Source organism: Klebsiella michiganensis, from assembly GCA_000963575.1.
GTDB lineage: Bacteria > Pseudomonadota > Gammaproteobacteria > Enterobacterales > Enterobacteriaceae > Cedecea > Cedecea michiganensis_A.
Genome location: CP011077.1, coordinates 4,569,345 through 4,589,134, shown reverse-complemented (window position 1 = coordinate 4,589,134; position 19,790 = coordinate 4,569,345). Strand labels below are relative to the sequence as shown.

The window sequence follows — 19,790 nt, the reverse complement described above, 5'->3', positions numbered from 1 at the left end:
TCACCCGGAACGATAAGGAACTGACGGATGAAAAAAATAGGTGTAGTGCTGAGCGGCTGTGGGGTTTATGACGGCAGTGAGATTCATGAAGCCGTATTGACGCTGTTGGCCATTTCTCGCGCAGGGGCGGAAGCGGTTTGCTTCGCGCCGGATAAACCCCAGTCGGATGTGATCGATCATTTAACCGGTGAGCCTGCGACAGAGACGCGCGGCGTTCTGGTGGAAGCTGCGCGTATTACTCGCGGCAATATTCAACCTTTACGTGAAGCTTTGTCAGAAAACCTCGACGCATTGATCGTGCCTGGGGGGTTTGGCGCGGCGAAAAACCTAAGCACCTTTGCTTCACAGGGCGCTGATTGCGAGGTTGACGCCGATCTCCGTCGCCTGGCCCGGGAATGTCACGACCAGGGCAAGCCCCTCGGCTTTATGTGTATTGCCCCGGCGATGTTGCCAAAGATTCTGGATATGCCTCTGCGCCTGACCATCGGCACCGACATCGATACCGCTGAGCTGCTGGAAGCCATGGGGGCAGAGCACATCCCTTGCCCGGTAGACGATATCGTGGTGGATGAAGAACAGAAAGTTGTCACAACGCCTGCTTACATGCTGGCGCAAAACATCGCTGAAGCCGCCGTGGGGATCGACAAGCTGGTTGCCCGCGTGCTGGAACTGAGCGCATGAGTAAAGGGCGTTTCGCGCCGTGGCAGTGGGTTAAGCGCTGGCTGCTGAAAGCTTTTCTGGCGGTTTTGGCCGTGTGGTTCATGGGCATCCTGGCTTTCCGCTTCCTCCCGGTGCCTTTTTCCGCGGTGATGGTAGAACGGCAGTTCAGCGCGTGGTTTAGCGGCAACTTCGGTTACGTTGCCCATTCTGACTGGGTTTCCATGGATGATATTTCGCCGTGGATGGGACTGGCGGTGATCGCCTCTGAGGATCAAAAGTTTCCGGAGCACTGGGGCTTTGATACCGATGCCATAGAAAAGGCGCTGGCCCACAATGAACGAAATGAAAAAAGGGTGCGAGGTGCCTCGACGCTTTCCCAACAAACCGCAAAGAATTTATTTCTGTGGGATGGGCGAAGCTGGCTACGTAAGGGGCTGGAAGCCGGCCTCACGGTGGGACTTGAAACGGCGTGGAGCAAGCGACGTATTCTGACTGTTTATCTCAATATTGCCGAATTTGGTGAAGGCGTTTTCGGCGTTGAAGAAGCCTCCCGTCGCTACTTCAACAAGCCAGCCAGCCGCCTGACGCCGGCCGAAGCCGCGCTGTTGGCTGCCGTCCTGCCTAACCCGATTCGTTTTAAAGCCAATGCGCCCTCAGGCTATATTCGCCAGCGCCAACAGTGGATTTTACGGCAAATGCGTCAGTTGGGCGGCGAATCTTTCCTTGAACAGCATAATTTGAATTAAGTCGTTGCGGCTTTATCGCCGCCGCGCTCAGCGCACTTCCGCCGTCTCCACGACAGGGTAAAACGCTATGATGACCTCTTGCCTGAAAGAAGATACCGCCCGGCAAATTGTCCAGCGCACCATGAACATTATCGATCACTCGGTGAATGTGATGAGCGAACAGGGCGTGATTATTGCCTCCGGCGATCCTCGTCGTCTGCATCAGCGTCATGAAGGTGCTGTGCTGGCCCTGACGGAAAACCGTACCGTGATTATTGATGAAGCCTCTGCCCGGCGCCTTAAAGGGGTTAAACCCGGCATTAATCTGCCCATTGTCTTTCGCCAGAAGATTGTTGGTGTCGTGGGTATTTCCGGTGAGCCAGAGAAAGTGCAGGCTTACGCCGAACTGGTCAAAATGGCGGCCGAGCTGATTCTTGAGCAGGCGGAAATGCTTGAGCAAAATCAGTGGGAAAAGCGCTACCGGGAGCAACTCGCCGCCCAGATTATCTCCGGGCAGCAACGTTTGGTGGAACTGCGCCCGATGGCCAGCGGGCTTGGCATCGATCTTGAACTGCCCCGCATTGCGCTGATGATTAATTTTCCGTCTCAGGACGTTTTGCGCCAGCGGGAGTTGCTGGAGCGCCTCTGCAGTTACGACGGCCAGGCGCTCGTGACGCCCTTCGGCTTTGAACAAATCGCCATGCTACTGCCCCTGGCCGGAGGGCGAGTCGAGGAGCGGCAGGCATTGCTGAAAAAGGCGCTGCGTAAACTTCATTCTCAGCTGCTGGAGCATTTTGAGGTCACCCTTTCAGTCGGTGGTATCTTCGAGGGCGACGATGCGCTACGGCGCTCCTGGCTTAGTGCCGTCGCGCTGCATGAGATGGCCTTACGGCAAAGAATTGGTCGGTCGATTGTGTACTATCAGGATCTTTTATTGCCGGTACTTCTCAATGGGCTTTCCGGCACATGGCAGGCTGATGAAATCGGTGCGGCGTGGAAAACACTTTGTGAAGCTGACACAAAAGGCGTATTGCGCCGTACGCTGCGCTGCTATTTTGAACAGAATTGTGATCTGTCTCAAACGACAAAATTGCTGCATATCCACGTCAATACATTGCGCTACCGGCTAAGTAGAATAGAGTCGATAACGTCTTTAGATATTAATAAGTTAGATTCAGTTCTTCAGCTGTTTATTGGCATGCAGCTTAGTGACTGATTTGTAGCAATCTACAAAAAAGCGTTTCTTTCGCCGCCCATTTTCTGGCGTTTTCTCTCAAGCTATTCACCGCCCGCTCAGGGTAATGTCCCGCCGTACCCTTCTATCTCCCTAAAAAAATCAAAACAGGAGTGATATATGACCACGGTTTCGGCTCTGGGCGCCCTGGTGGCGCTGGTTGTTTCTATTGTTCTTATTTTGCGCAAGGTTCCTCCTGCCTACGGCATGATTGCCGGCGCTCTGGCTGGCGGGCTGGTCGGGGGTGCCGACTTAGTCCAGACGCTTTCGTTGATGATTACCGGGGCGCAGGGGATCACCAATGCGGTACTGCGTATCCTCGGGGCAGGCATACTGGCGGGGGTGCTGATTGAATCCGGGGCCGCCAATACAATTGCCGAAACCATTGTCCGTAAGGTGGGTGAAAAACGAGCGCTGTTCGCTCTGGCGGTGGCGACCATGCTGCTGACTGCCGTCGGCGTATTTATCGATGTGGCCGTGATCACCGTGTCACCTATTGCCCTCGCGATTGCTCACCGGGCCGATATTTCGAAAATGGCTATTCTGCTGGCGATGATTGGCGGCGGTAAGGCCGGTAATGTTATGTCGCCCAATCCTAATACGATTGCGGCGGCCGACGCTTTTCACGTTCCGCTCACAGATTTAATGATGGCCGGCGTGGTGCCGGGCCTGTTTGGCCTGGTGCTGGCCTACTTCCTGGCGAAACGATTGCAGCATCGGGGCTCCAAAGTTGCTATCAATGAACTGATTGCCGGGGAAAAAGAGAAGGCTTTGCCCGCATTTGGCGCGGCAATAGCGGCTCCGCTGGTGGCTATCTGCCTGCTTGCTCTTCGTCCTATCGCCGGCATCAATATCGATCCGCTGGTTGCCTTGCCGATAGGCGGCCTGATTGGGGCTATAGTGATGGGGCAGGGGCGGCAAGCAAACCATTTTATGGTGTCTGGACTGGCGCGCATGTCTCCGGTGGCAATTATGCTGCTGGGGACCGGGACGCTGGCCGGCATTATCGCCAACTCCGGGTTGAAGGATGTACTGATTAGCGGTTTAACGGCATCCGGCATGTCGTCCTACCTTCTGGCACCTTTTTCCGGGGCGCTGATGTCAATGGCTACGGCATCAACAACTGCCGGGACGGCGGTAGCTTCTGCGGTGTTTAGCTCAACGCTGGTCGATATGGGTATTTCTGCACTTGCCGGGGCGGCGATGATCCATGCCGGGGCGACGGTGCTCGATCATATGCCGCACGGCAGCTTTTTCCATGCCACAGGTGGCAGCGTTAATATGCAGGTGCATGAGCGCTTAAAGCTGCTTCCCTATGAAACCGCCGTTGGTTTGGCCATCGCTTTTGTTTCAACCCTGATGTTTGGCGTGTTTAATTTAGCGGGTTAATGAGGTAGCCATGAAAATTGTTATTGCCCCCGATTCTTTTAAAGAGAGCCTGAGCGCGATGCAGGTCGCCGAGGCCATTGAACAAGGATTTCGCGCGATTTACCCGAACGCAGAGTATATCAAGCTACCGATGGCCGACGGGGGAGAAGGGACCGTTGAATCAATGGTGGCCGCGACGCACGGACAAATCATCCCGGTAACGGTTACTGGCCCGCTGGGGCTGCCCGTTGAGGCTTTTTTTGGGCTAACGGGCGACGGTGAGACGGCCATCATTGAGATGGCGGCTGCTTCAGGGCTGCATCTGGTGCAGCCCGAAAAACGTAATCCGCTGCTGACCGGCACTTTTGGCACCGGGGAGCTTATCCTGGCTGCACTGGATCGGGGCGCGCGCAAAATCATTATTGGCATCGGCGGCAGCGCGACCAACGACGGTGGCGCCGGAATGATACAGGCTCTGGGGGCCAGATTGAGTGATGAGCAAGGCAATGAGCTTTGTGCTGGTGGTGCCGCCCTGGCTGAGCTTTCAGTGATTGATGTTAGCCAACTGGATCCTCGTCTGTCGCAGTGCGACATTCTGGTTGCCTGTGATGTGGACAACCCGCTGTGCGGTGAACGTGGCGCTTCAGCGGTCTTTGGGCCACAGAAAGGCGCGACGCCCGAACAGGTTAAACAGCTTGATGCCGCCCTGAGGCATTACGGTGAACAGCTGGAGCGCATCAGCGGTAAGGATGTGATTACTGTTGCCGGCACCGGGGCGGCAGGAGGCATGGGGGCATCTTTGTTTGGTTTGCTTAATGCCCGCCTGCAGCCCGGTGTGGAAATTGTCACCGAAGCTTTGCGTCTTGCCGAGGCTGTTCAGGGGGCGGATCTGGTTGTCACCGGGGAAGGGCGTATAGACAGCCAGACCATTTACGGCAAAACGCCGGTAGGCGTGGCGAGGGTGGCTAAGCGTTTTCATGTGCCGGTTATCGCGCTGGCAGGGGGAATGACGGTCGATTACGGCGTCGTGCATCAGCACGGGCTTGACGCTGTTTTCTCCGTACTTAATCGGGTTCAGACACTGCCGGAGGCGTTGGAAAAGGCCGGAGAGAATATTTGCGTGACGGCGCGTAACGTTGCCGCTGTATGGAAAATAGGGCGCGGTTAGTGCCGCGCACACTGCGATTAGTCTTCGTCGAACCCGGCATTGAACAGAGCAATCACGGCAGCCAGTGCTTGCTCTTCTTCCGGGCCAGTGACTTCTATTTCTATGTGGCCTCCTTTGGCGGAGTCCAGCATCAGGAGTGCAATAACGCTGCTGGCTTCAGCTTCGGTACCTGATTCGTTTCTCAGCATCACTTCCGCGTCAAAACTTTGTACCAGCTCAAACAGTTTCATCGCCGGGCGGGCGTGCATGCCCAGCTTGTTGGTGATTTCAACGGTCTGCTTTACGCTCATGTTTTACGTTTTTCCAGCGTGCGGTGACGGGACTGAACGTTCTTACCGCGTGAGCGGAAGTAGTCGGCCAGTTGTTCTGCAATATAAACCGAACGGTGTTTACCGCCGGTACAGCCAATCGCCACGGTCAGGTAGCTACGGTTGTTGGTTTCCAGCATCGGTAACCATAGCTCAAGATAGCTGCGGGTCTGGTAGATAAAATTGTGTACTTCTGTGTGCCTGTCCAGGAAGGCGGCAACCGGGCGGTCCAGACCGGTCATTGGACGCAGTTTAGGATCCCAGTGCGGGTTCGGAAGAAAACGCACGTCGAACACATAATCGGCGTCGATCGGTATGCCATGCTTAAAACCGAAAGACTCGAACACCATCGTTAGCTCGCGTTCGCGTTTGCCCAGCAGGCGAGTACGCAGCATCTCCGCCAGTTCGTGCACCGACATTTCTGAGGTGTCGATGATCAGGTCTGCACGGGATTTCAGCGGTTCGAGGAGATCGCTCTCTTCGTCAATGGCGCTTTCCAGAGAGAGATTTTTACTGGAGAGCGGATGAAGACGGCGCGTATCGCTGTAGCGGCGGATAAGCGTATTACGATCGGCATCAAGGAACAGCAACTGCGGAGAAAAAGCGTCCGGCAAACTGTCCATTGCGTGCTCGAAGATTTCCGGCGACTCCGGCATGTTGCGCACGTCGATGCTGACGGCAGCAGAGATCTGCCGGTCAGCAAGCGTTTTTGCCAGCTCTGGCAACAGGACAACCGGCAGGTTATCCACGCAGTAGAATCCCATATCTTCCAGTGCGCGCAAGGCTACAGACTTCCCTGAACCTGAGCGGCCGCTGACAATCATCAGCACCATGTAATCATTCCCCCGATTTATCTGTCTGATACATCAAACGCGCCGATTATTCGTTTTCGCTGTCGTTATCGACTTCTGTTTCAGTAATTATCTGGTAAAGCTCTTCGTCGCTGCTGGCTGAGCGCAGTCTGCGGCAAATGGTTTTATCCGCCAGACGCTTGGCCACCAGGGAAAGCGTATGGAGGTGGGTTTTTGTCTGGTCAGCCGGCACCAGGAGCGCAAATAACAGGTCGACCGGTTGATTGTCGATGGCATCAAAAGCGATAGGCGTATCCAACTGGATAAACACACCTACGGCCCGGAGCGTATCCTCCTCCAGCTTGCCGTGGGGAATGGCGATGCCGTTTCCTATACCGGTACTGCCCATACGTTCACGGGTCAGAACGGCCTCGAAAACGACCTGCGGCGGAAGGCCAAGCTGTTTTGCTGCCAGTTCGCTGATAATTTCCAGCGCGCGTTTTTTACTCTGGCAGTGGACGCCACTGCGAGTACATTCCTGGTTAAGGACATTGCTCAGTTGTAGAGCGGAATCGTTGTTCATCATAAGTTCACCTAAGCACTTTTTGTGCAAACGGCCCGCTACTTAAGCAGCGGGCCGGCCATATGCACATCGGATGCCCGGATTATCAGTGTTGTTTTAGTTTATCTTTGTGTTTCGTTAACTGTCGGGCCAGTTTATCAATCAGGCCGTCAATCGCCGCATACATGTCCTGGCCTTCGGCGCTGGCATGCAGTTCTCCACCGTTCACATGCAGCGTAGCATCCGCTGTATGGGTGACTTTTTCCACCTTTAATACAATATAGACCTGGTTGATTCTTTCGAAGTACTGCTCCAGTTTGGCAAACTTCGAGTTCAAAAATTCACGCAGTGCCTCAGTGATCTCGACGTTTTGTCCTGTAATGTTGAGCTGCATAGTGTCTTCCTTATCGGTGAAGTCACACCAGCTGTTTACGCTGGTTTGACGGTGGAATGGATAAAGACTCTCGGTACTTCGCAACTGTGCGGCGTGCCACCATAATACCTTGATCTGACAGCATGGAAGTTAACTTACTGTCGCTCAACGGTTTAGCTGGGTTTTCCGCAGCAATTAACTTCTTCACCAGCGCCCGAATCGCCGTGGAGGAGGCCTCACCGCCGCCTTCGGTATTGACGTGGCTGGAGAAGAAATATTTCAATTCAAAGATGCCGCGCGGGCTATGCAAATATTTCTGAGTGGTGACCCTTGAGATAGTCGACTCATGCATGTCCACCGCCTGAGCAATATCGGCCAGCACCATGGGTTTCATGTGTTCTTCACCGTGCTCAAAGAAGGCCTGCTGCTGTTCGACAATGCAGCGGCTCACGCGCAATAACGTATCATTGCGACTTTCCAGACTTTTAATCAACCATTTCGCTTCCTGCAGGTTACTGCGGATGAACTGCGAGTCGCTGTCATTGCGCGTGCTACCGCTCATGGCTGCATACTGCTGGTTGATTTTGAGGCGCGGAATGCTGTCTGCGTTAAGCTCCACAACCCAGCGCGTCAGGTGTTTGCGCACCAGTACGTCAGGAATAACGTACTCTGGTTCACCTGTTTGTATTGACTGGCCTGGGCGGGGATCCAGGGACTGGATAAGGCACATGGCCTCTTTAAGGGCGTCCTCTTTGATTCGGGTGACCCGCATGAGCGTCCGGAAGTCGTGATTCGCCAGCAGATCTAAATGATCGCTCACGATAAGCCGGGCTTCCGCCAGCCATGGCGTCTCTTTAGCGTATTGAGAAAGCTGAATCAGCAGGCAATCGCGCAAGTCCCGCGCTGCAACGCCAACGGGATCAAAACGTTGTATACGTTTGAGGACGGCTTCCACTTCGTCAAGGGTTACATCGTCGTGGCCCAGGCTTTCCAGAATGTCTTCCAGTGGAACGGTGAGATATCCGGTTTCATCGACCGCATCAACGATGGAGGTCGCAATAGCGGCATCCGTATCGGAAAACGGCGTCAAATCGACCTGCCACATCAGGTAGTCTTGCAGTGATTGGGTGGTTTCGCCCTGGTAGACAGGCAGCTCGTCGTCCAGATAGTCAGTGCCCGTTCCAGAAGGGGTACCGGCGGTGTAAATTTCATCCCAACTGGCATCCAGCGGCAGCTCATCGGGCATCTCTTTCTGCTCGAGGGCTTCACGGGTATCCATTGCTTCGCTCTCAGGCATTTCCTGAGTGTCGATCTCATCATGCAGGTCGGTTTGCTCAAGCAATGGATTACTGTCCAGTGCCTGCTGGAGTTCTTGCTGAAGCTCTAACGTTGAGAGCTGTAGCAGACGGATGGCCTGCTGCAGCTGGGGCGTCATAGCAAGTTGTTGGCTAAGCCGTAATTGCAAACCTTGCTTCATGTTCAGAGCAAACGTCCTCAAATAAGTCGTGTAAGACTTCCCACCCTATCAGAGTCTGAACTCTTCGCCCAGATAGACTCGCTTAACTTGCTCGTCTTCAAGGATTTCTTCCGGTGTACCGTGGGCAATCAGGTGCCCTTGACTAACGATATAGGCGCGTTCGCAGACGGCCAGCGTTTCGCGGACGTTATGGTCAGTAATCAATACGCCGAGGCCGCTGTCGCGCAGGTGCTCAATAATGCGTTTGATATCAATGACGGAAATAGGATCAACCCCGGCAAAGGGTTCATCCAGCAAAATGAATTTGGGGTTTGCCGCTAGCGCGCGCGCGATTTCAACACGGCGACGTTCACCGCCGGACAGTGACTGCCCGAGGTTATTACGCAGGTGCGAGATGTGGAATTCTTCCATCAGCTCGTTGGCACGGTCTTCGCGCTGCTCCGAGGTGAGATCGTCACGAATCTGCAGCACTGCCATCAGGTTATCAAACACGCTCAGGCGGCGGAAAATGGACGCTTCCTGCGGCAAATAACCGATGCCGCGACGTGCGCGAGCATGCAGCGGCAGCAGGCTGATATCTTCTTCATCGATAATGATATTGCCTGCATCGCGTGGCACGATACCCACCACCATGTAGAACGTCGTGGTTTTCCCGGCGCCGTTTGGCCCGAGTAAGCCGACGATTTCACCCGATTTAACGGTCAGGCTGACGTCTTCGACTACGCGGCGGCCTTTGTAGGCTTTGGCCAGGTTTTTCGCAATTAAAGTTGCCATAACGAATCAGTTACTCTTTTTCGGTGCCGGTTGCTGGCCGTTCTTGTTTTGCAACTGAGACGGCACCAGCACGGTGGTCACGCGTTTGCCTTTCTCGCTAAACGCCTGCATTTTTTGCTCTTTCACCAGATAGGTGATTTTGTCGCCGGTAATGTTGCTATCCAACTGCTCAAGATAAGCGTTACCAGTCAGTACAACGAAATCTTTGGCCAGTTCGTAATGCATTGTTGAAGCACGGCCTTTTACCGGCTTACCGCTGTCTTGCATTTGATAGAAAGTAGCAGGATTGCCGTAGCCATCAATCACCTCTTTGCCCTGTTCACCCCCCGGGCGAGTAACAACGACTTTATCGGCGTTGATTTTGATACTGCCCTGCGTCACAACCACATTGCCAGTGAAGGTCACAACGTTGCCCTGCATATCGAGAGACTGCTGATCGGATTCGATATGAATGGGTTGATCGGTGTCACCGGTCAGTGCCCAGGCTGACAGAGGTGCGGCAAATAGCGAACCAAGCAGAACAAGTTTAAGGCTGAGTTTGTTTATTTTGGATTTCATAAGAGGTTTTAACCTTTTCAATCAGCTGTGCAGTTTGGCTGCGTAAGTTGCCACGCATTTTCAGGCCACTGGAATTAAATGTGGTGCCGTACAGAGTAACAAGATCGTCAGAAGCGACATCCTGGGTGATTAAATTCACCTGCGCATTATCCGTCGTGATTTTGCGTAGCTGAGAATCAGGCGTTAGCGCTGTGACGATGACGTTCCCGTACAAATAAAGCATTTTATCATCGGTAAGTTTGGCGCGATCCGCATGAATTTCCCAGGTGGCGATTTTATTTTCATCGTACTGGGTCATGACCGGTTTGGTGAACCATGAAATGCCTGTATCGGAGAAGTATTCAACGTGTTGTGCAATAAGCTTATAATTCAACGCGCCTTGCGGGTTGTATACGACCGTCGTGGAGAATTCACTTTGGTAAGTCGGTGAATCGCTGTTAACGGTGACGCTGGGTTCGTCCTTCTCCGTCAGATTCAGGCCGATAAGCACTAATGCCGCAATGGCAAGCAGGAAAATAATCCAACGTCTGGTCTTGCTCATATGGATTGCCCTTTAGCCTCATCAAGCTTGCCTTGTGCCATTAACAAAATATCGCAGATTTCCCGGACAGCGCCTCGCCCACCGCTGATTCTGGTCACGTAATCCGCTTTTGGCGTCAATAACGGGTGAGCATCAGCAACGGCAACGCTTAAACCAACCCGTTCCATGACTGGCCAGTCGATCAGGTCATCGCCAATGTAGGCAACCCGATCGGGAGAAAGGGCAACCTTTGACAGCAGATCGTGGAACGCTACAAGCTTGTCGGATTGCCCTTGATAAAGATGGGTAATGCCCAAGGTTTCGCAGCGATCTTCCAGCAGTTTTGCTTTCCTGCCTGTAATAATGGCGACTTCAATTCCGGAGGTTAGCGCACAGCGAATGCCATAGCCATCGCGTACGTTGAAGGCTTTCAGCTCTTCACCGCTGTTGCCCATGTAAATAAGGCCGTCAGACATCACGCCGTCAACGTCCAGAATCAGCAGGCGAATCTCTTTCGCCCTCGCTATGACCTGCGCGCTTACCGGCCCGTAGCAGGTATTAAGCAGCGCATCATGGTTACTCATTAAGGCTAATCCTTTTTTAAACTACGCCTGCGCGTAGCATGTCATGCATATGTACCACACCCAGCAATTGGTCGCCATCCGCGACCATAACCGAAGTAATATGGCGTGACTGCATCAGGTTTAATGCATCCACGGCCAATGTGCCAGGGCGTACGCGAATGCCACCCGTTGTCATAACATCCGCAATGCGTAAGGTATGTAAATCGACACCCATATCGAACACGCGACGTAAATCGCCATCGGTAAAGATGCCTTCAATTTTCATCAGGTCATTACAGATGACCGTCATCCCCATATTTTTACGGGTGATCTCCAGCAGCGCATCGCGCAAAGAGGCCTCTTTGCTTACGTGCGGGATATCATCGCCAGTGTGCATGATATCGTTGACGCGGAGTAACAGCTTACGACCCAGCGCGCCGCCAGGATGAGACAGTGCGAAATCTTCAGCGGTAAAACCACGGGCCTTCAGCAACGCCACGGCCAGCGCATCGCCCATAACCAGCGTTGCCGTTGTGCTGGAGGTCGGTGCGAGACCGAGAGGGCAAGCTTCCTGAGGCACTTTGATGCACAGATGGATATCTGCCGCGCGGCCCATAGAGCTTTCCGGCCGGGCGGTCATGCAAATAAGCGGCACCTGCAGGCGTTTTAATACCGGGATTAGCGCCAGAATTTCGTTCGACTCACCGGAGTTAGAAATCGCCAGGACGATATCCTGTGCCGTGACCATGCCTAAGTCACCGTGGCTGGCTTCTCCAGGATGCACAAAGAAGGCCGGCGTGCCGGTGCTGGCAAAGGTTGCGGCTATTTTTTTCCCGATGTGACCCGATTTTCCCATCCCCATTACAACAACTTTACCTGGGCAATAGAATATCTTCTCGCAGGCCAGTGAGAAATCTTCGTTGATGTACTGGTCGAGCTGAGCCAGGCCTTCACGTTCAATATTGAGCACGTCTTTGCCCGCTTGTTGAAAGTCAAAACCCGGTGCTAAATCTATATGAGACATAATTCCCGTTTCCGCTTTATCCGACGACAGGTGGCGCAACAAACCACAGCACCACGATCCATATGATGAATCCACATGTTAACAGAGCGCCCGCGAGCTTGCCGATTTGGCGAGGTTTACGCCAGCAGAGCAGGGCAAAAACAGCACTTACCGCTAACATCAGCCAATAATCTCGGGCAAAAGCGAGCGGGTTCAGGTGGCCGGGTGCGAGCAGTGCAGGGAGCCCAAGCACAAACACCACGTTAAAAATATTCGAACCGATGATATTACCAATCGCAATATCATCTTCGCCTTTGCGCGCCCCGGCGATGGCGGTGGCTAATTCTGGCAGGCTGGTACCAATCGCAATGATCGTCAAACCGATAACCAGTTCACTCACGCCAAAATAATGCGCAAGTACCGAGGCATTATCGATAACCATCCGCGTTGCCATCGGCATGATAACCAAAGCAACACCCAGCCATAAAAACGCAACGGACAGGCTGCCTTCCTGAGGAAGTTCGGCCAGTTGCTCTCGCGTCAGACTATCGACGCCCTGCCGCTCGGCAAGGCGGCCTATTCTAATAATAAAGAGTAGATATAACACCGCGATTGTCAGCAGCATGACACCTTCTACCTGCGTCAGCTCGCCATCATAGAGAAACAGACCTGCCGCGGCACTCACCGCCAACATTAGAGGTAATTCCCGGCGTAGAATATCGGAATTAACGGTAAATGGGTGCAGCAGGGCGGCTAGCCCCAGAATCAGCATAATGTTGGTGATATTTGAACCAATCGCTGTCCCGACGGCCAAATCCAGTTGGCCGTGCAGCGCTGACGTGCTGGCGATGATGATTTCAGGAAGCGAGGTGCCGATGCTGACCACCGTCATGCCAATGATCAGCGGCGGGATGCCGATACTACGGCAAAGGATCGCCGCGGCGAAAACTAAACGGTCGGCGCCATAGACCACCAGAAGTAAACCAATAATTAATAGCGCCGTAGCTAACAGCATGAAAAATCCTTTCTTAGGGTATAATCGCCGATCCTGAGGGCCTGAAGGGTCGGGCAAAACGAAGTGCAGCCTGAGCCTGGCGATAAGTCGTAATTCTGACTTTATGCGGCGGAAAAGTAAAACAAATGCCAGCTTTCGCTAACCTGCGCAGGTAATATTCTGTAAAAATGTTGGGTTTTAGCATCTCTTTGAGGCCATGCTTGCGGGCAAACATAAAAAAGGAAGGTCGATGAGTCAGACAGAAGCGAATCTGGTTGAGATCCGTGGGATGAGTTTCTCCCGTGGGGAACGACAGATCTTCGAGAATATTTCGCTGACCGTACCACGCGGCAAGGTGACGGCGATCATGGGACCATCGGGGATCGGTAAGACTACGCTGTTGAAGCTTATCGGTGGGCAGATCCAACCGGACAGCGGCGAGATCCTGTTTGATGGTGAAAATGTGCCGGCGATGTCGCGCTCACGGCTTTTTACCGTCCGCAAACGCATGAGCATGCTGTTTCAATCCGGCGCCTTGTTTACCGATCTTAACGTGTTTGAAAACGTGGCTTATCCCTTGCGCGAACACCTCAAATTGCCGGAACCCTTGCTGCACAGCACGGTGATGATGAAGCTGGAAGCCGTTGGGCTTCGCGGTGCTGCTGATCTTATGCCTTCTGAATTATCCGGCGGAATGGCGCGCCGTGCCGCCCTTGCCCGCGCTATTGCACTTGAACCAGACCTGATCATGTTCGATGAGCCTTTTGTCGGGCAGGATCCTATTACCATGGGCGTGCTGGTTAAGCTTATTTCTGAGCTAAACAGCGCCCTCGGTGTCACCTGCATTGTGGTCTCACACGATGTGCCAGAAGTATTAAGCATCGCTGATTACGCTTATATTGCTGCCGATCAGCACATTGTTGCGCAAGGTAGCCCCGCGGAACTGCGTGAAAACCACGACCCGCGCGTGCGGCAGTTCCTTGATGGGATTGCTGACGGCCCGGTGCCGTTCCGTTATCCAGCCGGGGATTATCAACAAGATTTATTATCTGGAACGAGGAGCTAAACTGCTCATGCTGCTAAATGCACTGGCATCTATCGGGCGACGTGGGATAAAAACCTGCGCCTCGTTCGGACGTGCCGGACTGATGTTATTCAACGCGCTGGTAGGGAAACCGGAGTTTCGTAAGCATGCGCCGTTGCTGGTTCGTCAGCTTTATAACGTCGGCGTACTGTCGATGCTTATCATCATGGTTTCCGGCCTATTCATCGGGATGGTGCTTGGCTTACAGGGCTATCTGGTGCTGACAACTTACAGCGCTGAGTCGAGCCTTGGCATGCTGGTGGCCCTTTCACTGCTCCGCGAGCTTGGCCCGGTTGTTGCCGCGCTGCTGTTTGCCGGGCGTGCGGGTTCCGCATTAACCGCTGAAATTGGCCTGATGCGTGCGACAGAGCAGCTGTCCAGCATGGAAATGATGGCGGTCGATCCGTTGCGCCGCGTCGTCTCGCCACGTTTTTGGGCTGGGGTGATTTCCTTGCCACTGTTAACGCTTATTTTTGTTGCCGTGGGCGTTTGGGGCGGTGCTCTGGTGGGCGTTAACTGGAAAGGTATTGATGCCGGTTTCTTCTGGTCAGCAATGCAAAATGCGGTCTCATGGCGGCTTGATTTGGTTAACTGCGTGATCAAGAGCGTCGTTTTCGCCATTACCGTAACGTGGATTGCGTTATTCAACGGGTACGATGCTATTCCGACCTCTGCTGGGATTAGCCGGGCAACCACGCGCACCGTTGTGCACGCTTCTCTGGCCGTTTTGGGCCTCGATTTTGTGCTGACAGCACTGATGTTTGGGAATTGAGTTCATGCAAACAAAGAAATTTGAAGTTTGGGTTGGTGCTTTTCTGCTGGTCGCGCTGGTCGCCATTATTTTTCTCTGCCTGAAGGTGGCTAACGTCACTTCTCTGCGCAGCGAACCGACTTATCGGGTATACGCGACCTTCGATAACATCGGTGGCCTGAAAATGAGTTCACCGGTTCGTCTTGGCGGCGTGGTAATCGGCCGGGTTGATGGCATCGCCCTCGATCCGAAAACCTACCTGCCTCGCGTAACGCTGGATATCGAGCAGCGCTATAACCAGATCCCGGACACCAGCTCTCTGGCGATTCGCACATCTGGCCTGCTGGGTGAGCAATATATTGCCCTGAACCTTGGTTTTGACGATCCGGAACTGGGATCATCTATGCTGAAAGATGGCAGCACCATCCAGGATACAAAGTCTGCTTTGGTACTTGAGGATCTTATAGGCCAGTTCCTTTACAAGAGCGGCAACGGCGATAATAAGAATTCTGGCGATGCCGAAGCGCATCCTGCAGGCCATACTGATGCCGCACCGCAGTCAGGTACTACGAATTAATTTAAGAGGAACGAACGATGTTTAAGCGTCTTATGATGGTAGCCATGCTGGTAATCGCCCCGTTTGCGATGGCGGCAGACCAGACCAACCCTTACAAATTAATGAACGAGGCGGCGCAGAAGACCTTTGATCGCCTGAAAAACGAGCAGCCTCAAATTCGACAGAACCCGAATTATCTGCGCGATATCGTCGGCCAGGAATTGCTGCCTTATGTACAGGTAAAATACGCTGGTGCGCTGGTATTGGGGCGTTACTACAAAGAGGCAACGCCTGCCCAGCGTGATGCCTACTTCAAGGCTTTCGAAGAGTACCTTAAGCAGGCCTACGGTCAGGCGCTGGCGCTGTATCACGGCCAGACTTACCAAATTGCCCCCGAGCAGCCGCTGGGTAACGCGGATATCGTGGCGATCCGCGTGACGATTATCGATCCAAATGGGCGCCCACCGGTACGTCTTGACTTCCAGTGGCGTAAGAATAGCCAAACCGGGAACTGGCAGGCTTACGATATGATCGCCGAAGGGATCAGCATGATCACTACCAAACAAAACGAGTGGAGCGATCTGCTGCGCACCAAAGGGATTGATGGTTTGACCGCGCAGCTGCAGTCAATTTCAAAGCAGCCAATTACTCTGGACAGTAAAAAGTAATGGCGGAAGAACTGAGCTGGAAACAGGCCGGCGCTACCTTGCACTTTTCCGGCGAGCTGGATGGCGATACCGTTCAACTGCTCTGGCAGCAGCGCGAGAAAGTGGTCGCGGGTATCACCTGTTTTGAACTGAGCGGCTTAACGCGCGTTGATACCGCTGGTTTATCATTACTCATTCACCTGGCCGCCATTGTCACCCGGCAAGGGCGCGAGATTGAGTTGCAGGGCGCCAGTGATAATTTGCGTACCCTGGCTCAACTCTACAACTTGCCAGAAGCACTGTTGCCGCATCTGGCAGGCTAATGATTTCAGCACGTTACTTTCAAAGCCCTCGAACTGTTAAGTTCCGGGGCTTTTTGCTTATTTAAGCTGGCGCCACTTTCCTCTAAGATGTGTGGCTTATCTCATCATTTATTAATCGACGAATAGATACCCCATGGAAAATCATGAAATTCAGACAGTGCTGATGAACGCGCTGCCCCTCCAGGAAGTCCACGTCTCAGGCGATGGCAGCCACTTTCAGGTGATAGCGGTGGGTGAGTTATTCGCCGAGTTAAGTCGCGTCAAAAAACAGCAAACGGTGTATGCCCCGCTGATGGAATTCATCGCTGATAATCGCATGCATGCCGTTTCTATTAAGACCTATACGCCGGAAGAGTGGGCGCGCGACCGCAAACTAAATGGCTTTTGAATCATCGGCTCAGGCTGGTGATAACGTTTTGAATTTAAAAGAGAGCAGTTTCAATGGATAAATTTCGTGTGCAGGGGCCTACCCGCCTGAGTGGGGAAGTAACAATCTCAGGGGCTAAAAACGCCGCGCTGCCGATCCTCTTCGCAGCCCTTCTGGCAGAAGAGCCGGTAGAGATTCAGAACGTGCCAAAGCTGAAAGACATTGATACCACAATGAAGCTGCTGAGCCAGCTGGGTACCAAAGTCGAGCGTAACGGCTCCGTCTACATTGATGCCAGCGGCGTGAATATTTTCTGTGCACCCTATGAGCTGGTTAAAACCATGCGTGCGTCTATTTGGGCGCTGGGGCCACTGGTTGCTCGCTTCGGCCAGGGGCAGGTTTCTCTGCCTGGTGGTTGTGCCATCGGCGCTCGCCCTGTGGATCTGCACATTACCGGTCTGGAGCAGCTCGGCGCGGAAATTAAGCTGGAAGAAGGCTACGTTAAGGCATCGGTGAATGGCCGTCTTAAAGGGGCCCATATTGTGATGGATAAGGTGAGCGTTGGCGCTACCGTCACCATCATGAGTGCTGCAACGCTTGCGGAAGGCAAAACGGTAATTGAAAACGCCGCTCGTGAACCGGAGATCGTCGATACGGCGAATTTCCTCAACACCCTGGGCGCGAAGATCAGCGGCGCAGGCACCGATCGTATTACGATCGAAGGCGTTGCTCGTTTAGGCGGGGGCGTTTATCGCGTACTGCCTGACCGTATTGAAACCGGGACTTTCCTGGTGGCTGCGGCAATCTCTGGCGGTAAAATTCTTTGCCGTAACGCACAGCCAGATACCCTGGATGCTGTCCTGGCGAAACTGCGTGAAGCTGGGGCTGAGGTTGAAACTGGTGAAGACTGGATCAGCCTTGATATGCATGGTCAGCGTCCAAAAGGCGTGACGGTGCGTACTGCTCCGCACCCGGGCTTCCCTACCGATATGCAGGCACAATTCACCCTGTTGAACCTGGTGGCGGAAGGGACGGGTGTTATCACCGAAACTATCTTTGAAAACCGCTTTATGCATGTGCCTGAATTAATTCGTATGGGCGCACACGCTGAAATCGAAAGTAATACGGTTATCTGCCACGGTGTCGAAAAACTTTCCGGCGCCCAGGTGATGGCCACCGATCTGCGTGCATCTGCAAGCCTTGTTCTTGCGGGCTGTATCGCAGAAGGAACAACGGTGGTAGACCGTATTTATCACATTGACCGCGGTTACGAGCGCATTGAAGATAAACTTCAGGCGCTGGGTGCTAAGATTGAACGCGTGAAGGGTAGCGAGTAAGCGACTTTTCATGGTGATAAAAAGCCGGGGCATGCCCCGGCTTTTTTATTGCTGCCGAATCTTTCTGGTTCGGTCGATAAACTCATTGGTCACCGGATCGTGGTAACGTGAAGGCCAAATGACCTGAGGAGCAACACCTAAAGCCTGAGCGATAATAAACTCTCCTTTAGGCCAGGGGCGTGATAACGCATTGGCGAGCGTTGATGAGCTTAAACCTGACTCACGTGATAAAGCGGCAAGCGACGTTCTCTTTTTTCTCAGGCCAGCAATGATGTCAGCCGGATGCCAGTCCACATACTGATTTTCCATAATCTCTCCCTGTAATCTTACAAGCCCTGCTCTGAACTGAGCGATAACACTGGAAATTTATAGCATAAAAATTTCCAAATAATTCCAGTAAGTGAAAGGAATAATAAATTCTGTGTTTTCATCCGCAAATCTTATGAAATCTGATGAAAATGAGAGAGGGAGTTAAGAGGTGAAAATCGATTATGTGATTTATTGGAAACTTTAGCGCGCCATTAAGCGCGCCAAAGTATAGGCTAACGATCGCGCTGTACTGACATGTGGGCTAAAGAGATCAGTGCTTCACGATAGGGGCTGTCGGGAATAACAGAAAGCGCATCGATAGCTTTATCTGCTTCCTCTTCGGCGCGTTGACGAGTCCATTCCAGAGATCCGCAATCTGACATCGCTTTTAGGACGGGCTCTAGCAGGTGTCGGCCATTTCCCTGCTCGATTGCCTCACGGATCATCTGCGCTTGCTCTGCTGAACCGTTGCGCATGGCGTGCAACAGCGGCAGCGTTGGTTTACCTTCGTTCAGGTCGTCGCCTACGTTTTTACCAAGCGTTTGTCCGTCTGAGCTGTAATCCAGCAGGTCATCTATCAGCTGGAAGGCTGTACCCAGGTAACGTCCATAATCCTGCAGCGCTTTTTCCTGAATCTCTGTTGCCCCTGCAAGAATGCCAGAGCATTGGGCAGCGGCTTCAAACAGACGGGCAGTCTTGCTGTAAATGACCCGCATGTAGCTTTCTTCAGTGATGTCGGGATCATTACAGTTCATCAACTGCAACACTTCGCCTTCGGCAATAACGTTCACGGCCTCTGACATCACCTCCAGCACCTTCAACGAACCGAGGCTGGTCATCATCTGAAATGCTCGCGTATAGATGAAATCACCGACCAGGACGCTTGCTGCGTTGCCGAAAGCGGCATTGGCGGTAGCTTTACCACGGCGCATATCTGATTCGTCCACAACATCATCGTGGAGAAGGGTCGCTGTATGTATGAATTCGATCAGAGCCGCAATTCTGACATGCGCCTGCCCTTCATAAGAAAGCGCTCGCGCAGCGAGTACGGCAATCATTGGGCGGATGCGTTTACCGCCGCCGCTGACAATGTAGTAGCCCAACTGGTTGATCAGTTGGACATCTGAATTCAATTGCTCAAGGATTGTCGCATTGACACCCGCCATATCTTGCGCGGTTAACTCATTAATTTTTTCTAAATTCATCGCAAAAGTCTGGCTTTCGTCCTGTTTATTCCACATCCATATGGCATAACGAGAGGGTTGAGGTTCGATACTGTAGTACAGATTGTACTGAAAAAACGAGGCAGATAAACGGTGTGTGTGCTGTTGCGTTTTT

General features: G+C 53.1%; 25 protein-coding genes. 12 read left to right on the top strand and 13 right to left on the bottom strand.

The window, feature by feature from the left end; translation table 11 throughout:
- The first annotated feature begins 27 nt into the window (after nt 1–27).
- From VW41_21275 to VW41_21255, 5 genes are all read left to right on the top strand, one after another.
- On the top strand, nt 28–681 hold the full coding sequence (locus tag VW41_21275) for an isoprenoid biosynthesis protein (protein AJZ91369.1): 654 nt from the start codon (nt 28–30) through the stop codon (nt 679–681).
- Entirely contained in the window at nt 678–1,406 is a 729-nt protein-coding gene (mtgA, locus tag VW41_21270) for a peptidoglycan transglycosylase (GenBank protein ID AJZ91368.1), read from the top strand. The genes VW41_21275 and mtgA overlap by 4 nt, the downstream gene beginning before the upstream one ends.
- A 67-nt stretch (nt 1,407–1,473) precedes the next feature.
- Nucleotides 1,474–2,601: an XRE family transcriptional regulator gene (locus VW41_21265; protein AJZ91367.1), complete on the top strand. Its 1,128-nt coding sequence runs from the start codon at nt 1,474–1,476 to the stop codon at nt 2,599–2,601.
- Nucleotides 2,602–2,739: 138 nt separating this feature from the next.
- Nucleotides 2,740–4,008 (top strand): gluconate:proton symporter, encoded by a 1,269-nt coding sequence (locus tag VW41_21260; GenBank protein AJZ91366.1) that lies wholly within the window; start codon nt 2,740–2,742, stop codon nt 4,006–4,008.
- A gap of 10 nt (nt 4,009–4,018) precedes the next feature.
- Nucleotides 4,019–5,155, top strand: coding sequence for a glycerate kinase (locus VW41_21255; protein AJZ91365.1), 1,137 nt, complete (start codon nt 4,019–4,021; stop codon nt 5,153–5,155).
- Nucleotides 5,156–5,172: 17 nt separating this feature from the next.
- On the opposite strand, the gene VW41_21250 is transcribed toward VW41_21255, so the two are convergent.
- The 11 genes from VW41_21250 to VW41_21200 form a co-directional block, all read right to left on the bottom strand.
- Nucleotides 5,173–5,445, bottom strand: coding sequence for a phosphohistidinoprotein-hexose phosphotransferase (locus VW41_21250; protein ID AJZ91364.1), 273 nt, complete (start codon nt 5,443–5,445; stop codon nt 5,173–5,175).
- Nucleotides 5,442–6,296, bottom strand: a complete 855-nt coding sequence (locus VW41_21245; GenBank protein ID AJZ91363.1) for a glmZ(sRNA)-inactivating NTPase — start codon at nt 6,294–6,296, stop codon at nt 5,442–5,444. Before VW41_21245 ends, VW41_21250 begins: the two co-directional genes overlap by 4 nt.
- A 46-nt stretch (nt 6,297–6,342) precedes the next feature.
- On the bottom strand, nt 6,343–6,840 hold the full coding sequence (locus VW41_21240; protein AJZ91362.1) for a PTS system nitrogen regulatory protein IIA(Ntr): 498 nt from the start codon (nt 6,838–6,840) through the stop codon (nt 6,343–6,345).
- Nucleotides 6,841–6,922: 82 nt separating this feature from the next.
- The gene (locus tag VW41_21235; GenBank protein AJZ91361.1) at nt 6,923–7,210 is read right to left on the bottom strand and encodes a ribosome hibernation promoting factor HPF; all 288 of its coding nucleotides are present in this window, start codon (nt 7,208–7,210) and stop codon (nt 6,923–6,925) included.
- Between the two features lie 22 nt (nt 7,211–7,232).
- A complete protein-coding gene (locus tag VW41_21230; protein AJZ91360.1) occupies nt 7,233–8,666 on the bottom strand; it encodes an RNA polymerase factor sigma-54 in 1,434 nt (477 codons plus the stop codon).
- 48 nt (nt 8,667–8,714) lie between these two features.
- Nucleotides 8,715–9,440, bottom strand: a complete 726-nt coding sequence (locus tag VW41_21225) for a sugar ABC transporter ATP-binding protein (GenBank protein AJZ91359.1) — start codon at nt 9,438–9,440, stop codon at nt 8,715–8,717.
- Between the two features lie 6 nt (nt 9,441–9,446).
- Nucleotides 9,447–9,998, bottom strand: a complete 552-nt coding sequence (locus tag VW41_21220; GenBank protein AJZ91358.1) for a lipopolysaccharide transporter — start codon at nt 9,996–9,998, stop codon at nt 9,447–9,449.
- On the bottom strand, nt 9,967–10,539 hold the full coding sequence (locus VW41_21215; protein AJZ91357.1) for a lipopolysaccharide transporter: 573 nt from the start codon (nt 10,537–10,539) through the stop codon (nt 9,967–9,969). Before VW41_21215 ends, VW41_21220 begins: the two co-directional genes overlap by 32 nt.
- Nucleotides 10,536–11,102: a 3-deoxy-D-manno-octulosonate 8-phosphate phosphatase gene (locus VW41_21210; GenBank protein AJZ91356.1), complete on the bottom strand. Its 567-nt coding sequence runs from the start codon at nt 11,100–11,102 to the stop codon at nt 10,536–10,538. Before VW41_21210 ends, VW41_21215 begins: the two co-directional genes overlap by 4 nt.
- A gap of 16 nt (nt 11,103–11,118) precedes the next feature.
- Nucleotides 11,119–12,105 (bottom strand): D-arabinose 5-phosphate isomerase, encoded by a 987-nt coding sequence (locus VW41_21205; protein AJZ91355.1) that lies wholly within the window; start codon nt 12,103–12,105, stop codon nt 11,119–11,121.
- A gap of 16 nt (nt 12,106–12,121) precedes the next feature.
- Nucleotides 12,122–13,099 carry a calcium/sodium:proton antiporter gene (locus VW41_21200; protein AJZ91354.1) on the bottom strand — a complete coding sequence of 326 codons (978 nt, stop codon included), beginning with the start codon at nt 13,097–13,099 and terminating at the stop codon, nt 12,122–12,124.
- 229 nt (nt 13,100–13,328) lie between these two features.
- Here VW41_21200 and VW41_21195 point away from each other — a divergent pair, with 229 nt between their 5' ends.
- The 7 genes from VW41_21195 to VW41_21165 all read left to right on the top strand — a co-directional run bounded on the left by VW41_21195 (nt 13,329) and on the right by VW41_21165 (nt 18,143).
- Nucleotides 13,329–14,144 carry an ABC transporter ATP-binding protein gene (locus VW41_21195; protein ID AJZ91353.1) on the top strand — a complete coding sequence of 272 codons (816 nt, stop codon included), beginning with the start codon at nt 13,329–13,331 and terminating at the stop codon, nt 14,142–14,144.
- A 7-nt stretch (nt 14,145–14,151) separates the two neighbouring features.
- Entirely contained in the window at nt 14,152–14,934 is a 783-nt protein-coding gene (locus VW41_21190; protein ID AJZ91352.1) for an ABC transporter permease, read from the top strand.
- A 4-nt stretch (nt 14,935–14,938) separates the two neighbouring features.
- A complete protein-coding gene (locus VW41_21185) occupies nt 14,939–15,490 on the top strand; it encodes a phospholipid ABC transporter substrate-binding protein (GenBank protein ID AJZ92044.1) in 552 nt (183 codons plus the stop codon).
- Between the two features lie 17 nt (nt 15,491–15,507).
- Complete coding sequence (locus VW41_21180; protein ID AJZ91351.1) at nt 15,508–16,137, top strand: ABC transporter substrate-binding protein; 630 nt, start codon at nt 15,508–15,510, stop codon at nt 16,135–16,137.
- Nucleotides 16,137–16,439: a phospholipid ABC transporter substrate-binding protein gene (locus tag VW41_21175; GenBank protein AJZ91350.1), complete on the top strand. Its 303-nt coding sequence runs from the start codon at nt 16,137–16,139 to the stop codon at nt 16,437–16,439. The genes VW41_21180 and VW41_21175 overlap by 1 nt, the downstream gene beginning before the upstream one ends.
- A gap of 133 nt (nt 16,440–16,572) precedes the next feature.
- On the top strand, nt 16,573–16,827 hold the full coding sequence (locus VW41_21170) for a hypothetical protein (GenBank protein ID AJZ91349.1): 255 nt from the start codon (nt 16,573–16,575) through the stop codon (nt 16,825–16,827).
- 53 nt (nt 16,828–16,880) lie between these two features.
- On the top strand, nt 16,881–18,143 hold the full coding sequence (locus VW41_21165; GenBank protein ID AJZ91348.1) for a UDP-N-acetylglucosamine 1-carboxyvinyltransferase: 1,263 nt from the start codon (nt 16,881–16,883) through the stop codon (nt 18,141–18,143).
- Between the two features lie 45 nt (nt 18,144–18,188).
- Here the strand turns inward: VW41_21165 and VW41_21160 are convergent, their stop codons facing one another.
- A complete protein-coding gene (locus VW41_21160; GenBank protein AJZ91347.1) occupies nt 18,189–18,452 on the bottom strand; it encodes a transcriptional regulator in 264 nt (87 codons plus the stop codon).
- Between the two features lie 233 nt (nt 18,453–18,685).
- Nucleotides 18,686–19,657, bottom strand: a complete 972-nt coding sequence (locus tag VW41_21155; protein ID AJZ92043.1) for an octaprenyl diphosphate synthase — start codon at nt 19,655–19,657, stop codon at nt 18,686–18,688.
- Between the last annotated feature and the right edge of the window lie 133 nt (nt 19,658–19,790).